Here is a 14,920-nt window from a genome sequence, read left to right as displayed (position 1 = left end):
GGGGCCTCCCGAGACCGTCACCACCCGTGATCGGATCATCGGATGAGTTGGTTTCTTCGCGAAACTCGTGGTTATCATGCGCAGATGCTCCGACGCACGTACGACGGCCAGGTCTGCTCGATCGCCCGCACGCTAGAGGTGGTCGGCGAGCGGTGGACGTTGCTGATCGTGCGCGACGCCTTCTACGGGGTGACCCGCTTCGACGGTTTCCTGAACCGCCTGCCGATCGCGCGCAACGTGCTCAGCGACCGCCTCAACGGCCTGGTCGACCACGGGGTGCTGGAGCGCGTGCTGTACCAGGACCGGCCACCGCGCCACGAGTACCGGCTGACAGCCAAGGGGCGACGACTCGCCCCGGTGCTGATGACGTTGATGGAGTGGGGCGACCACCACCTGGCGGGCGAGGCGGGACCGCCGAGCGTGGCCGAGCACAACGACTGCGGTGGCCGCGTCAGCACCCGGTTGGTGTGCGCGTGCTGCGGCCGGGACGTCGACCGCGCCGAGGTGACGGTCCGCCAGGTTCAGTGACCGCCGGCCGGGCCGGGACAGACCGGGTCCGCCTGTTGGGGCCGGAGCCCGCTCGCCGGGCCGGGGGTCCGCTCGCCGGCTGATGACCCCGCCGGCCGATGACCGCCCGCCGGGTCCGGAGTCCGCTTGCCGGCCGATGGCCGCCCCCTGCTGTTCCCTCAGTGACCTCCCCGCTCGTCGTGACCTCCCCGCTCGTCGGCCGGGATGAGGCCCGCCTCGTGGGCGACGATCGCCGCCTGCACGCGGTTGCGCAGGTCGAGCCGCTTGAGGATCGAGCTGACGTAGACCTTCACGGTCCCCTCCACCACGTGGATGCGGGCGGCGATCCCGCTGTTGGACAGCCCCGCCCCGACCAGGCCCAGCACCTCCCGCTCCCGCTCGGTCAGCACCGCCACCCGATCCGTCGCCCGCAACCGGGGACCGACGCCCGAGAGGTGGTCCACCACCCGCCTGGCGACCAGCGGGGACAGGTACGCCCCGCCGGCGGCCACCGCCCGCACGCCCGCGATCAGCTCGTGCGGGTCACCGGTCTTCAGCACGAAGCCGCTCGCGCCCTCCCCGAGCGCGCGGGAGATGTAGGAATCCTCGGCGAACGTGGTGAGGATCAACGTTGCCGTGCCCCCGGCGACCCGCCGGATCTCCGCCGCCGCGTCGAGCCCGGTCAGCCGGGGCATCCGGATGTCGAGGATCGCGACGTCCGGCCGGTGCCTCAGCACGAGGTCCACCGCCGACCGACCGTCGTCCGCCTCGGCCACCACCTCCACGTCGTCGGCCGAGGCGAGCACCGCCCGGACCCCGACGCGCACGATCGCCTCGTCGTCGGCGAGCACCACCCTGATCATGTTCCGCATCCCCCCTCACGGGCCGTGCACGAGCAGGTCCTTGGCCACCAGCGCGCCGTCGCGGAAGCATGCCCGGTACCGGTCGTGGCGTTGCTCGTCGAACGGGTTCGGGTGCGTGCTGTAGAGGCGGCACACCGCCCCCGCCGACGCGCCCCCGACGTCTCGGCCCGCGTCCGACCCGGCAGCAGCGCGCCGGCCTCCGCCTCCGACTGCCCGACCCGCAGCCGGGTGAACCGGTCGGGGGACAGCGTCGAACCCGCCGCGTCGTACACCTGGTACCCGGCCACGCCGAGCGCGGCCGCCGCCGTCACCCCGAGCGCGACCCGCACGGCGCGCCTCGTGTTCAGCCGGGCCCGCACCTGCGCCCGCAGCCGCAGGATCTGCGTCATCGCCTCCGTCGGTCGTGCCGAGGCCGGTCGGTCCGGCACCCGCGCGATCAGCTCGAACCCGCCGTCCTCGGGCCACCGCACGGTCAGTTCCCCGCCGACCAGCGCGACCCGCTCGTTCAACCCCAGCAGCCCGCGCCCGCCGCCCGTGGTCCGGGGCGCGCCCGGCCTGCCCGGCCCGTTGGACACCCGCACCTCGGTGCCGCCGCCGCGGTGGTCGAGCAGGACCGCCACCGCCGCGCCCGCGGCGTGCTTCATCGCGTTGGTGACCGCCTCGGTGACCACCCGGTGGATGGTCCGCGTGATGACCTGGTCCTGCGTCGCCGCGCCCCGCACCTCCAACTCCACCCGCATCCCGGACGACCGGGCCCGTTCCACCACCTCCTCCACCGACTCCCGCTCGGACCGCAGCAGCCGCACCACGTCCGCCAACCACTCGGCCGCCGTCGTCACCGCGGCCCGTGCCTCGCGCACCGCCTCCCGGTGCGCCGGCGTCAGGGTCTGGTCGACCTCCAGCACACCCACCCGCAGGGCCGCGTGCGCCAGTTCGTGCCCCACCAGGTCGTGCATCTCCGCCGCCAGCCGCGCCCGCTCCTGGGCCCGCGCCTGCGCCGCGTCCCGCTCCAGCACCGCCGCCCGCTCCCACGCCGCGCCGATCAGCTCGGTGAACCCGCGCCGGTACCGTCCGAACGACCACGGCACGACGGCCAGCATCCCGAGCGCCGCCACCCCGGCCACGATCGTGTCCGCGCCGACGCCCAGCACCACCGCCACCAGCACCACGACGACCGCCGCGACCACCAAGGCCACCGCGCCCCACCGCTCCTCCTCGGCGTTGCGGCCGGAGAGGAAGCCGAGCGCGGCCAGCCCGCCCGCCGTCGCGAAGATGGCGATCGTGGTGTCCTGCTCGACGTGGACGAAGAAGCTCACCTGCCAGGCGGCGAGGGCCAGCGCGAGCGCCGTGACGGGCCGGTGGCGGACCAGCACGAGCAGACCGGTGAAGACCGCGAGGTAACCGCCCGCCTGCCACCAGTCGACGCGCTCGGGACTCGACGTGGCCGCCGCCCACAGCAGGGGGATGGCCGTGAGCGCCCACAGGAGCAGGGCGCGCACCTTCAACATCTGGTCGATCGTTCTCGCCTTTCGGTGGTGGGGGTGGTGGGCGCGTTGTCGCGGATGACTCCGTTCTCCGAGCAGGAGGGGCGAGGGGGTGTGGCTGGGGTCGTGTGATCCGGTGCGAGCAGGTCCCCCGGGTGTTCGATGATCCGCCCACAGCCGGCGGCACCTATGCTTTCCGGCATGGAGTCTGGCTTAAGCGGCAAGCAGACGGTCATCCACGTCGTGGGCGTTCACCGGTCGCATCCCGACCGCGGTGGTTGGGGTGCGGTGTTGTCCCATGGTGAACACCGACGTGAGATCAGCGGGCATGAACGGGGGATCACCGCTGAGCGCGTCGAACTCATGGCGGTTGTGCAGGCGCTGGAGTGCCTGACGCGTCCGGTGCCGGTGGTGGTCTGCACGGACAGCGAGTACGTGCGCACGCGACCCGACCGCTCGGACGACGACCTGTGGCCGCGCCTGACGGCCGCGCTCGACCGGCACCGCGTGGAGTGGGCGTGGTTCCGGGAGCACGCCGAGGACGATCAGGACGAGCGCGCCTTCGCCTTGGCGGAGGAGGCGGCGGAACAGGCCCTGGACCGGGTGCCCACCGGAGATCTGTCGATCGACGCGGCGCTCCGGATGTTCGTGGAGGACCAGCGAGAGGTCGTCTCGGCGCGCACCCTGCGCAAGATCGAGAACACGCTGTCCACGTTGCGGTTCAGCATCGACTGGTACGCCGACGACAGCATCGAGCACATCCCGGTCGCGGAGATCGACGACCACCTGGCCGATTTCATCGTGCACACTCTGCCGCACAAGCAGTTCGCATCACCCACGCAGTTGAAGGAAGCCGGTCAGGTGGTGAACAAGCTCAGGGCGTGGCTCACCGAGAACGGCCACGTCGACCCGACGACCGACCTCCGCTCGACCGAGGAGATCGACGAGATGGTCGACGAGCGAATCGCCGTCAGGAAGTTCGTGCAGGCGCTGCGGGCGTACCTGGAGCAGGAGGGCGCCGACGTCGACTCGTTGTCCGTCGAGCAGTGGGTGCAGGACGAGTACCTGCACATCCGCAAGGTCACGGAGGACACGGTCACCTTCGACGACTGGGGTGAGTTGGAGGTCGGCCCGATCACCGTGTCCGCCGACATCGCCGCCCTGGCGGACACCGGGTGGCAGATCCTGCTCACCGCGGCCCGCGTGGGTAAACAGTGGCACCTGGTGAACGTCTTCAACGGCGACCCGTGACGGTGCACTCGCGCGACGCGACGCGGCACTGCCCGCTCGCCTCACCATGACGACCGCGACGGCGAAGACAACGGCGACGAACCCGAGCAGGACCGGGTAGGTGGTGTCCTGCAAGCACGCCTTTGAGGTCCAGGTCGGAGACGCGCACCCCGGTTGATCTTGGAAGCAACCCTTGGTTGATCACCACTCTTGCGACAGCAAGGACGACCGACCAAAGGGCTGCGTGGTCAATGCGCACCACCTCGACCCCAAGCTGGCGCTCGGGGAGCTGTCCGGGTTCCGGCGGGAGTTCCACCGTTGCCTGACCCGTCGGGCGGACGGGTTGTTCGAGCTGGCCGACGCCGTCCGCGGCCGCAACGAGCACCGCATGATCCCGGGGTGGCCGTACTCGTTCGTGACCGCGCTGGAAACCGGTGGCACGTCGTGGACGGCGCTGCCGGCCGGGGGTCCGACTGCCACTCGGCGCGGACGTCGCCGCGGTGACCGTCGCGCAACCGCGCGGGCTGGCGAACGGCTGATCGCCGCCGGCCACTGGACCTGCTGATCCTCGCCGTCCACGCCCAACTCCGACTGGCCCGCCCACTGGTCGCCGACCTGCGCCACCCCTGGGAACGACCCGCCGAACCCGACAGACTCACCCCGGCCCGCGTCCGCCGCGAGTTCCGCAACCTCCACACGAAGCTCGCCCGTCCAGCGTCGGCACCGAACCCACCCGACCCGGCCCAGGACGACCACCCGGATTGAAGAACCGCGTTGCAGCGCAACGGTTCGACGTCGGACTACGCCTGGCCACCGGCCAGGCGTAGTCCCGACCAACCCACTACAAGAAGGGCGCCAACTCCGCCGAACAGGTAAAAGACAAACTAGGGACATGCCCTGGTGGGCAGGTGGCGGCGCGAAGATGGGTGAACGGCCCCGCTGGCTAGGCGGCGGTGTGAAGGTGGGCGGTGGCCCCCGCCAGTCCAGGTGCGGCGCCGGCTGGAGGCCGGACTGCCCGGTCGGGTGGGTGGGTGCGTTCGGGGTGGACAGCGTTGGGTGCCGGGTGGCTTGGTGGGCGGTCAACGGTACAGGCGGACCGTTTGCTCCACAGAGGACTCGGGCGGGTAGTTGGTCGTCGGGGGCGAGGGGGGCGGTTCGGGGCGGTTGCCCGGGACCGGTAGCGGTAGGCGGGACAGGAGGGGCAGGGTGGTGGCCACTGCGGCGCCGAACAGCAGGCCCGCCACCACGTCGTGCGGGTAGTGCACTCCCACCAGCACCCTGGTGGTGGCGGCGACCAGGGCGGTCGCCACGGCCAGGGTGCCCAGGGCCCTGCTCGACCACAGGACGGCTACTGCTGCGGCACCCACGATCGTGGAGTGGTTGCTGGGGAACGACCAGTCGCCGACCTCCGGGCAGGTGAGGATGGTGCTCACCTCGCCCAGTGCCCGGCACGGGCGGTCCTGCTGCCAGAGCACCTTCACCGCCTCGCTCGACACGTAGGCGATGCCTGTCACGACGGGCGCCAGTAAGGCCCGGCGGTACGTGGCTGGTGGTCGGTGGCGCGCTCGCCACCACACGACCAGGAACAGGGCCAGGAAGACGACCACCAGGGCCTCGGTCAGGAAGGCGATCAGCCACTGCGCCCAACCCGGGCTCGACGCGGCCCACGTGGTCACCTCCAGGTACCACTCGGCGCTCACGTCGGGGACGTCCGGTGTTGAGGTGTCCGGGTTGGGTTGGGCCATGGGGGGTGTTGTCATGGCTCTGACCCTACGGCGGGGTGGGGTGGTGGTCTGCTGGCCGAGGTCATGAGTTGACCTTGTCGAAGGATGTAGGGTGTTCTGCCCCTGTGGAAGAACGAGCGGGGTGAACGGGGGAGTGCGGTCCACTGTGGACCGCGCGGGTCAGCGCACGTCGCGTGGGCGGAACTGGACGCTGATGCGCGGGCCTACCGATCGGCTCGCCTTGGGCACCGCGTGTTCCCACGTCCGCTGGCAGGAGCCGCCCATGACGATCAGGTCGCCGTGGCCCAGCGCGTGCTTCACGGTCGCGCCGCCACCGCCACCGCCACCGCCACCGCGCGGGCGCAGGGCCAGGACGCGGGGAGCGCCCACGGACAGGATGGCCACCACCGTGTCCTGCGTGGCGCCTCGCCCGATCGTGTCGCCGTGCCAGGCCACGCTGTCCCGGCCGTCGCGGTAGTAGCAGAGGCCGGCGGTGCGGAACGGCTCGCCGAGTTCCTCGCGGTACCGGTCGTCGAGCGCGGTGCGCGCCCCGGTCAGCACCGGGTGGGGCAGGGGGGCCTGTTCGTCGTAGAAGCAGAGCAGGCGGGGAACGTCCACCACGCGTTCGTACATCCGCCGGCGCTCGGCGCGCCACGGGACCTCGTCGGCCAGGTGCTGGAAGAGCGCGTCCGCGCCGGTGAGCCAACCCGGGAGCACGTCGATCCACGCGTCGTCACCGAGGGGGGTCCGCCGGAGGGCGGTGAGGGGGCGCAGGGCGGGCACGGCACCGTCGTCGAACAGCGACACCTGCATGTCCGCAGCATAGCGCGGGGGTCGAACGCCTGTTCGACCCGGAAGAGCAGGAGGCCGAGGGCTCAGGCTTCCGGTTCCGGCTTGCGCCGACGGCCGCCGGTCCGGACCTGCTTGGCCGGCTCTTCCGCCGCCTGCTCGGCCTGGTGCTGCGGGGCCGCCTCGGCGGCCGCCTGGTTGTCGGCGAGCAGGATGGCGGCCAGCTCGTCGTAGATCGGTGTGCTGCTCATGGACGTCCCTCTACCCCTTTTGGAGGCAAGTTACACGCATGATCCTGATCATCCGCGAGCAGGGTCGGGGAACGACCTGAACGGGGTGGATGTATCACCTGGCCGTGTGGTGGGACGTCTGTCGGCGGCCTGTTCAAGGCCCTGTTCGTGGTAAAAGGCGAACATTGTTCGAATCGTTCGGGACCGAAGGGGAAAGCATTCGGTTCCCCCGAGGCGGGAACGCGGCAATACTCCTGCCGGGTTCGCGCGCGCCTGGCGGGGGAACCCGGGTGGATCGTGCGACGCGGCGGTTCGGGTGGGGCGGACCGCTCGGCGCCCATTGGTCCGGGATGATCACGAGCGGTCGGTCGGGGAGCGGTCCCGACGGTCGCGGGGAGCGGTCCCGGCGGCCGGGGCGGCGGCGGACCAACCGGTCGAGCCGGCCCGCGACCCCGGTGACGCGCCCCACAGGTCGGTATTACTTCCGATAAATGGATGTCCTAGTAATCTGGTGGCAGTCGTCGATGCCGAAGGAGCCGTCGTGACCGCCGCCACCACGCTGCACACCCCGGAGCACCCGGTCCGCTTCATCACCGCGGCGAGCCTGTTCGACGGGCACGACGCGGCGATCAACATCATGCGCCGCATCCTCCAGTCGCAGGGCGCGGAGGTCGTGCACCTGGGCCACAACCGCTCGGTCCGCGAGGTCGTCGACGCGGCCGTCCAGGAGGACGTGCAGGGCATCGCCATCAGCGCCTACCAGGGCGGGCACGTCGAGTACTTCACCTACCTGGTGGAACTGCTCAACGAGCGCGGCGCCGGCCACGTCAAGGTCTTCGGCGGCGGTGGCGGCGTCATCGTGCCCGAGGAGATCGAGCTGCTGCACGCGCGGGGCGTGACGCGCATCTTCTCCCCGGCCGACGGCCAGGAGCTGGGCCTCGCCCGGATGATCAACACCATGGTCGAGGCGTGCGACCACCCGCTGGCCGACCGCGCGCCCGCGTCCTGGGACGGCCTGTTCACCGGCGCCGACGACGTGCTGGCCCGCGCGATCACCCTCATCGAGGCCGGCCGGCTGCCCGACGACCTGCGGGAACGCCTGGTCGCGGCCGCCGGCTCGCGGACCGTCCCCGTCCTGGGCATCACCGGCACCGGCGGCTCCGGCAAGTCCTCGCTGACCGACGAGCTGGTCCGCCGGTTCCGGCTCGACCAGCAGGACAAGCTGCGCGTCGCGGTGCTGGCCGTGGACCCGACCCGCCGCAAGGGCGGCGGCGCGCTGCTCGGCGACCGCATCCGGATGAACTGCCTGGACGGCGACCGGGTGTTCTTCCGGTCCCTGGCCACCCGGCGCGCGGGCTCGGAGGTGCCCGACGGCCTGTCCGACGCGATCCTGGCCTGCCGCGCGGCGGGGTTCGACCTGGTCGTGGTGGAGACGCCGGGCATCGGCCAGGGCGACGCGGCGATCGTGCCGTTCGTCGACCTCTCGCTGTACGTGATGACGCCCGAGTTCGGCGCCGCGTCGCAGCTGGAGAAGATCGACATGCTCGACCACGCCGACGCGGTGGCGATCAACAAGTTCGAGCGCCGCGGCGCCGAGGACGCCCGCCGCGACGTGGCCCGCCAGCTGGTGCGCAACCGGGAGGCGTTCGGCGTCCCCTGGGAGGAGATGCCGGTCTTCGGCACGTCCGCGGCCACGTTCAACGACGACGGCGTGACAGCGCTCTACCAGCACCTGCGCGACGAGCTGGCCCGGCGCGGGCTGCCCACCGAGGAGGGCGCGCTGCCCGCCGCGACCGGTCGGGTCTCGACGTCGGCGGCCACCGTGGTCCCCGCCTCCCGCGCCCGGTACCTGGCCGAGATCGCCGAGACCGTGCGCGGCTACCACCGGGCCACCGAGACGCACGTGGACGCGGTGCGCCGGGCCGCGCACCTGCGCGCGGCGCGCGACGAGCTGGAGGCCGCGGGCCACGACACCGCCGCGATCACCTCGCTGCTGCGGTCGGCGGAGGAGCGGGTCGACGCCGAGGCCGCCGCGCTGCTGGCCGGGTGGCCCCGGGTGGTCGAGGACTACAGCGGCGACGAGCTGGTGGTCCGCGTCCGGGACCGCGAGATCCGCACGACCCTGACCAGGGAGACGCTGTCGGGCAACCGGGTCCGCCGCGTGGCGCTGCCGCGCTACGAGGACGGGGGCACGCTGCTGCGGTTCCTGCGCGCGGAGAACCTGCCCGGCCGCTTCCCCTACACCGCGGGCGTGTTCCCGTTCAAGCGGGAGGGCGAGGACCCGGCGCGGATGTTCGCCGGCGAGGGCGACGCGTTCCGCACCAACCGCCGGTTCAAGTACCTGTCGCAGGGCTCGCCGGCGACCAGGCTGTCCACCGCGTTCGACTCGGTGACCCTCTACGGCCGCGACCCGGGGACCCCGCCGGACGTCTACGGCAAGGTCGGCACGTCCGGCGTGTCCATCGCGACCCTGGACGACATGAAGGCGCTCTACGACGGCTTCGACCTCACCTCGCCGACCACGTCGGTGTCGATGACCATCAACGGGCCCGCGCCGACCATCCTGGCGTTCTTCCTCAACACGGTCGTGGACCAGCAGGTCGACGGGTTCCGCGCCGAGCACGGCCGCGAGCCGTCCGAGGCGGAGGCCGGCGAGCTCAGGGCGCGGGCGCTGGCCACCGTGCGCGGCACCGTGCAGGCCGACATCCTCAAGGAGGACCAGGGCCAGAACACCTGCATCTTCTCCACCGAGTTCTCGCTGCGGATGATGGCCGACATCCAGGAGTGGTTCATCCGCAACGACGTGCGCAACTTCTACTCGGTGTCGATCTCCGGCTACCACATCGCCGAGGCCGGGGCGAACCCCGTCAGCCAGCTGGCCTTCACCCTGGCCAACGGGTTCACCTACGTCGAGTCGTACCTGGCCCGGGGCATGGACGTGGACGACTTCGCGCCCAACCTGTCGTTCTTCTTCTCCAACGGGATGGACGCCGAGTACAGCGTGATCGGCCGGGTGGCGCGGCGCATCTGGGCGGTCGCCATGCGCGAGCGCTACGGCGCCAACGAGCGGTCGCAGAAGTTCAAGTACCACGTGCAGACCTCCGGGCGGTCCCTGCACGCGCAGGAGATGGACTTCAACGACATCCGCACCACGTTGCAGGCGCTGTGCGCGCTCTACGACAACACGAACTCGCTGCACACCAACGCCTACGACGAGGCCATCACCACGCCCACGGAGTCCTCGGTGCGCCGCGCCATGGCCATCCAGCTCATCATCAACAAGGAGTGGGGCCTGTCGATGAACGAGAACCCGCTCCAGGGCTCGTTCGTCGTCGAGGAGCTGACCGACCTGGTCGAGGAGGCGGTGCTGGCCGAGTTCGACCGGCTCTCGGAGCGCGGCGGCGTGCTGGGCGCGATGGAGACCGGCTACCAGCGCGGCCGCATCCAGGACGAGTCGATGCTCTACGAGCAGCGCAAGCACGACGGCTCGCTGCCGCTGATCGGCGTGAACACCTTCCTGCCCGAGCACGGCTCGCGCGAACCGGTGACCATCGAGCTGGCCCGCGCCACCGAGGACGAGAAGCGCTCCCAGGTCGAGCGGACCAGGGCGTTCGCCGCCGCGCACGCCGCCGAGGCCGAGCCCGCGCTGCGCAGGCTCAAGGAGGCCGCCACGGCGGGGGAGAACGTGTTCGAGGTGCTGGTGGACGCGGCGCGGGTGTGCACGCTGGGCCAGATCACCGAGGCGTTCTTCGAGGTGGGAGGGCAGTACCGGCGCAACGTCTGAGCGGTTGGGCACCGCTCGTTCGGGCACCCCGGCCCCATGGACGAGCAGAACTCCCTCCGGTTCATCGGCAACGCCACCACCGTGCTGAGGCTGGGGCCGTTCACCCTGCTGACCGACCCCAACTTCATCCGCCGCGGCCAGTGGACCTACCTGGGCAACGGCCTGCTGTCCCGGCGGCTGAAGGACCCCGCCATCGGCATCGACGAGCTGCCCGCGCTGGACGCGGTGGTGCTGTCGCACATGCACGGCGACCACTTCGACCGGGTCGCGGTGCGGGAGCTGAACCGCGACCTGCCGATCCTGACCACCCCGCAGGCGGCGCGCCACCTGGGCCGGCGCGGGTTCCGGGAGACGGTCGCGCTGCCCACCTGGGACGACCTGAGGCTGACCAAGGGCGGCGCGAGCGTGACCGTGACGTCCCTGCCCGGCACGCACGCCCGCGGCCGATTGGCCCGGCTGCTGCCGCCGGTGATGGGCAGCATGCTGGAGTACCGGGCCGCGCCCGACGCCGAACCGCTGCGGATCTACCTCAGCGGCGACACGCTCGTGCACGACGAGCTGCGCGAGGTCCGCGAGCGCTACCCGGTCATCGACGTGGCCGTGGTGCACCTGGGCGGGACCCGGGCGTTCGGCGTGCTGCTCACCATGGACGGCGCGCAGGGCGTCGACCTGCTGGAGCTGCTGCGGCCGCGGCGGGTCGTGCCGGTGCACTACGACGACTACACGGTGATGAAGTCGCCGCTGTCGGACTTCCTCGCCGAGGTCGAGCGGCGCGACCCGCCGGCCGCGGTCACGCGCGTCGACCGCGGCCGGACCGTCGCGCTGCCCAGCCACCTCACCCGGTGACGGTGCGGACCAGCAGGAACAGGTTCAGCGCCGAGATGACCAGCGCGCCGGCCAGGCCGAACAGGGTGGCGCCCCGCCGGTTGACGGCCTCGCCCATGACGTCGCGGCGCCGGCCCAGCAGCACCAGCGGCACCAGGGCGAACGGGATGCCGAACGACAGCACCACCTGGCTGAGCACGAGCGCCCGGGTCGGGTCGACGCCCAGCGCGAGCACCGCCAGGGCCGGCGCCATGGTCAGCAGCCGGCGCAGCGACAGCGGGATGCGGCGGCGCAGGAAGCCCTCCATGACGACCTGGCCGGAGTAGGTGCCGACGCTGGACGCGGCCAGGCCCGAGGCCAGCAGCGCCAGCGCGAACGCCAGCGCCGCGCCGGGGCCGAGCAGGGAGCCGAGGCCGCTGTGCACGTCCTCCAGCGACTCGCCGGCCGTGCCGGTGCCGTGGAACGCGCCGGCGGCCACGACGAGCATGCTCGCGTTGACCACCCCGGCGATGCCGAGGGCCACCACGATGTCGGCGCGGCTGGCCCGCAGCGCGCGCCGCCGGGTGGGCGCGTCGGTGGCGTGGTGGTGCTGGGTGAGCGCGGAGTGCAGGTAGATGACGTGCGGCATGACGGTCGCGCCGAGCATCCCGGTGGCCAGCAGGACGCTGTCCGCGCCGGCGAAGCCGGGCACCAGACCGGCCGCCGCGCCGGTCGGCGGCCCCAGCCGCAGCGCCTGGTAGAGGAACCCGCCGAGCACGATCGCGAGCAGCCCGATGATCACCGACTCGAACCGCCGCTGGCGCAGCGGGGCCAGTGCGAGGATGCCCGCGGACACCACGGCCGTGATGAGCGCGGCGGGCAGCAGCGGCACGTCGAACAGCAGGTTCAGCGCCACCGCGGCCCCGACGAACTCGGCCAGGTCGGTGGCCATCGCCACCAGCTCCGCCTGCGCCCACAGCAGCCGGGTCACCGGCCGCGGGTAGTGCTCCCGGCACAGCTCGGGCAGGTTGCGCCCGGTGACGATGCCGAGCTTGGCCGACTGGTACTGGATGAACATCGCCAGCGCGCTCGCGCTGACGATCACCCACAGCAACAGGTAGCCGTGGGCGGCCCCGCCCGCCATGTTGGTGGCGAAGTTGCCCGGGTCGACGTAGGCGACCGCGACCACGAAGGCCGGGCCCATGACCACGGCCGCCGAGCGCAGCCGCGCGACCGGCGTGCCCAACGAGGTGCCGACCATCCCACCGTCCCTTCCGTGCTCTTGGCGGCGGCCACCCGGTCGGGTGGCCGCCGCCGGGGGTTCGCGATCAGGTGAGCTTGCGGATGGCCTTCTCGATCATGCCCAGGTTCGCCGGGCTGGTCGCGTAGAGCAGCGGGTCGGGCTTCGGCGCGGACGCCTTGTCGCCCAGCGGTTGCGCGTCCATCACGTAGGAGAACTCGTGCGCGCCGTCCGGCGTGGGTCCGGACGCCCAGCGACCCTCGGGGCCGTGCACGCCGTCGGAGTTGTGCCAGATGGTGCTCGCGTGCTCCTGGTACTCCTCGTCGAACAGCGCGCTCGGGCTGATCGGACCTTCGAGGCCGTCCTCCTGGAGCTCCTCGATGGCGGCGAGCCACATGTTCTGGTGCGCCGTGTCGCGCGCCAGGTTGAACCTGAGCATGTCGCGCACGCCCGGGTCGTCGGTCATGTTGTACAGGCGCGCGGTCTGGAGCCTGCCCTGCGCCTCGGCCGCGACGTTGGCCCGGAAGTCGGCCATGAGGTTGCCGCTGGCCACGATGAAGCGGCCGTTCCACGGCACGCCGTTGCTGTCGGACAGGGTGGGCCCGCCACCGCTGACGATGGCCTGCTGGACGTCCATGCCGCCGACCACGGCGGCCACCACCGGGTCCTCCACGGCCTTGGCGGTCACCTCGGACGGCGCGCCCTCCAGCAGGCGCGCCACCATCGTCGCCAGCATCTCCACGTGGCCGATCTCCTCGGTGGCCACGTCCATGATCAGGTCCTTGTACTTGCCCTCCATGCGGCAGTTCCAGCCCTGGAACAGGTACTGCATCGTCACGGTCATCTCGCCGTACGCGCCACCGATCAGCTCCTGGAGCTTGCGCGCGAACAGCGCGTCGGGCGCTGAGGGCTTGGCCTCGAACTGCAACTTGCTGGTGTGCAGGAACATCCGGCCTCCTCGATCGGGTTAGTGGCAGCGACGTTAAGCACGGGGCGTGACCGGGAAGGCGTTGCCGCGACACGGGTGCGTCACCACCACGGCACCCTCCCTGCTCAGGGTGGGCGAAAAAATCGATCCGGGTGGTGTGGTGCGGCACTCTGAGGGCACCCGAACGACCCCGACACACCCTCGAAGCAGACGGGTCCTGCCCCCATGAGCGACACCCACGCGCCAGCCCGGACCACCCTCCACCTGCTCAACGGCTTCGGCATGGACCACGACCAGGCGCGCGTGCACGTCCTGCCGAGCGTGCGCAAGCTCCTCGCCCTCCTGGCGGTGCGCGAGGAACCGGTCAGCCGGGCGGTGGTGGCCGCGCTGCTGTGGCCCGAGGCGACCGCGCGCCGGGCCGCGGCGTGCCTGAGGTCCACCCTGTGGCGGCTGGCCAAGCCCGGCGAGCCGCTGGTCGAGGCGGTCGACGACACCCTGGTCCTCGGCGCGGCGGTGGACGTGGACTTCCGCCGGGCCCGCCGGCTCGCGGACGCGGTCGCGGTGACCGAGCGGGTGCCCGACGCGGACGCGGTGGCGCTGCTGAAGGCGGACCTGCTGCCCGGCTGGGACCACCCGTGGCTGCACGCCGAGCAGGACTGGTGGCGCGAGGCGCGGTTGCGCGCCCTGGAGGTGCTGAGCACCCGCTTCCGGTCCGCGGGCGACCGGCACCGGGCCCACCAGGCGGCGCTGGCGGCGGTGCAGACCGACCCGCTGCGCGAGAGCGCCCACCGGACCCTGGTGGAGCTGCACCTGGCCGACGGGAACCCGGCCCAGGCGCTGCGGCAGTACACCGCCTACCGGGTCAGGTTGCGCACCGAGCTGGGCCTGGAGCCCTCGCCCGAGATCCACCGGCTGGTCCGACCCCTGATGGGTGGCCGGTGACGGGGGCGGCGCTGGGCGCGGTGCTGGTCTGCACCGGGTTGCTGTGGCTGGGCGGGTTCGGCGTGTTCGCCCTGGCCTGCCGGTGGTCCGCGGCCGAGCCGCACCGGCTGCGGGACGCCCGGCGGATCGCCGCCTGGCAGCGGCTGGGCCCGTGGGTGCTCACGGCGAGCTCCCTGCTCGCGGTCGCGGGGGCCGGCCTGCTGGTGGTCGGCTGAACCGGCTCCGTCGAGCCCCTGCCGGGTGAACCGGGTCGGGTGAACCTGGCCGAGTGAACCGGGTCGGGTGAACCCTCGAAATGATGAGTTTGCGACCTCCCGGGCGGGCAACTCACCGCGCGTTGCCCGTGCGACCGGAAGGAGGGGCCATGACCGAGCCCCGGTACGAGGCCGAGGACG

General features: G+C 72.1%; 14 protein-coding genes. 7 read left to right on the top strand and 7 right to left on the bottom strand.

From position 1 onward, the window contains the following. The first annotated feature begins 84 nt into the window (after nucleotides 1-84). A complete protein-coding gene (locus ACFP3R_RS17220) occupies nucleotides 85-528 on the top strand; it encodes a winged helix-turn-helix transcriptional regulator (protein WP_380637227.1) in 444 nt (147 codons plus the stop codon). Between the two features lie 158 nt (nucleotides 529-686). On the opposite strand, the gene ACFP3R_RS17215 is transcribed toward ACFP3R_RS17220, so the two are convergent. Together ACFP3R_RS17215 and ACFP3R_RS17210 are read right to left on the bottom strand one after the other, a co-directional pair. Continuing rightward, nucleotides 687-1,370 (bottom strand): response regulator, encoded by a 684-nt coding sequence (locus tag ACFP3R_RS17215; RefSeq protein WP_380637226.1) that lies wholly within the window; start codon nucleotides 1,368-1,370, stop codon nucleotides 687-689. Then, on the bottom strand, nucleotides 1,367-2,878 hold the full coding sequence (locus tag ACFP3R_RS17210; RefSeq protein ID WP_380637225.1) for a sensor histidine kinase: 1,512 nt from the start codon (nucleotides 2,876-2,878) through the stop codon (nucleotides 1,367-1,369). The genes ACFP3R_RS17215 and ACFP3R_RS17210 overlap by 4 nt, the downstream gene beginning before the upstream one ends. 177 nt (nucleotides 2,879-3,055) lie before the next feature. Here ACFP3R_RS17210 and ACFP3R_RS17205 point away from each other — a divergent pair, with 177 nt between their 5' ends. Together ACFP3R_RS17205 and ACFP3R_RS17200 are read left to right on the top strand one after the other, a co-directional pair. Next, a complete protein-coding gene (locus tag ACFP3R_RS17205; protein ID WP_380637224.1) occupies nucleotides 3,056-4,105 on the top strand; it encodes an RNase H family protein in 1,050 nt (349 codons plus the stop codon). Between the two features lie 223 nt (nucleotides 4,106-4,328). Beyond that, nucleotides 4,329-4,649: a hypothetical protein gene (locus ACFP3R_RS17200; RefSeq protein WP_380637223.1), complete on the top strand. Its 321-nt coding sequence runs from the start codon at nucleotides 4,329-4,331 to the stop codon at nucleotides 4,647-4,649. Nucleotides 4,650-5,163: 514 nt separating this feature from the next. On the opposite strand, the gene ACFP3R_RS17195 is transcribed toward ACFP3R_RS17200, so the two are convergent. From ACFP3R_RS17195 to ACFP3R_RS17185, 3 genes are all read right to left on the bottom strand, one after another. Beyond that, nucleotides 5,164-5,844, bottom strand: coding sequence for a phosphatase PAP2 family protein (locus tag ACFP3R_RS17195; protein ID WP_380637222.1), 681 nt, complete (start codon nucleotides 5,842-5,844; stop codon nucleotides 5,164-5,166). 144 nt (nucleotides 5,845-5,988) lie between these two features. Continuing rightward, the gene (locus tag ACFP3R_RS17190; RefSeq protein ID WP_380637221.1) at nucleotides 5,989-6,621 is read right to left on the bottom strand and encodes an alpha-ketoglutarate-dependent dioxygenase AlkB; all 633 of its coding nucleotides are present in this window, start codon (nucleotides 6,619-6,621) and stop codon (nucleotides 5,989-5,991) included. Nucleotides 6,622-6,683: 62 nt separating this feature from the next. Then, nucleotides 6,684-6,848, bottom strand: coding sequence for a hypothetical protein (locus ACFP3R_RS17185; protein ID WP_380637220.1), 165 nt, complete (start codon nucleotides 6,846-6,848; stop codon nucleotides 6,684-6,686). A 520-nt stretch (nucleotides 6,849-7,368) separates the two neighbouring features. On the opposite strand from ACFP3R_RS17185, the gene icmF reads away from it, so the two are divergent. Then, nucleotides 7,369-10,611 (top strand): fused isobutyryl-CoA mutase/GTPase IcmF, encoded by a 3,243-nt coding sequence (gene icmF / locus ACFP3R_RS17180; protein WP_380637219.1) that lies wholly within the window; start codon nucleotides 7,369-7,371, stop codon nucleotides 10,609-10,611. Nucleotides 10,612-10,647: 36 nt separating this feature from the next. Next, on the top strand, nucleotides 10,648-11,457 hold the full coding sequence (locus tag ACFP3R_RS17175) for an MBL fold metallo-hydrolase (protein WP_380637218.1): 810 nt from the start codon (nucleotides 10,648-10,650) through the stop codon (nucleotides 11,455-11,457). Here ACFP3R_RS17175 and ACFP3R_RS17170 read toward each other — a convergent pair. Next, nucleotides 11,447-12,676 carry an Nramp family divalent metal transporter gene (locus tag ACFP3R_RS17170; RefSeq protein ID WP_380637217.1) on the bottom strand — a complete coding sequence of 410 codons (1,230 nt, stop codon included), beginning with the start codon at nucleotides 12,674-12,676 and terminating at the stop codon, nucleotides 11,447-11,449. The two genes, ACFP3R_RS17175 and ACFP3R_RS17170, sit on opposite strands and share 11 nt — an antisense overlap. 67 nt (nucleotides 12,677-12,743) lie before the next feature. After that, complete coding sequence (locus ACFP3R_RS17165; protein ID WP_380637216.1) at nucleotides 12,744-13,604, bottom strand: manganese catalase; 861 nt, start codon at nucleotides 13,602-13,604, stop codon at nucleotides 12,744-12,746. A 204-nt stretch (nucleotides 13,605-13,808) separates the two neighbouring features. Here ACFP3R_RS17165 and ACFP3R_RS17160 point away from each other — a divergent pair, with 204 nt between their 5' ends. Together ACFP3R_RS17160 and ACFP3R_RS17155 are read left to right on the top strand one after the other, a co-directional pair. Beyond that, a complete protein-coding gene (locus ACFP3R_RS17160; RefSeq protein WP_380637215.1) occupies nucleotides 13,809-14,525 on the top strand; it encodes an AfsR/SARP family transcriptional regulator in 717 nt (238 codons plus the stop codon). Next, nucleotides 14,522-14,740, top strand: a complete 219-nt coding sequence (locus ACFP3R_RS17155) for a hypothetical protein (RefSeq protein ID WP_380637214.1) — start codon at nucleotides 14,522-14,524, stop codon at nucleotides 14,738-14,740. The genes ACFP3R_RS17160 and ACFP3R_RS17155 overlap by 4 nt, the downstream gene beginning before the upstream one ends. Nucleotides 14,741-14,920 lie beyond the last annotated feature (180 nt).

This window comes from Saccharothrix lopnurensis (assembly GCF_042658445.1).
GTDB lineage: Bacteria > Actinomycetota > Actinomycetes > Mycobacteriales > Pseudonocardiaceae > Actinosynnema > Actinosynnema lopnurensis.
Note: the sequence above shows the minus strand (reverse complement) of the source record. Positions and strands in the feature narration are given on the sequence as shown.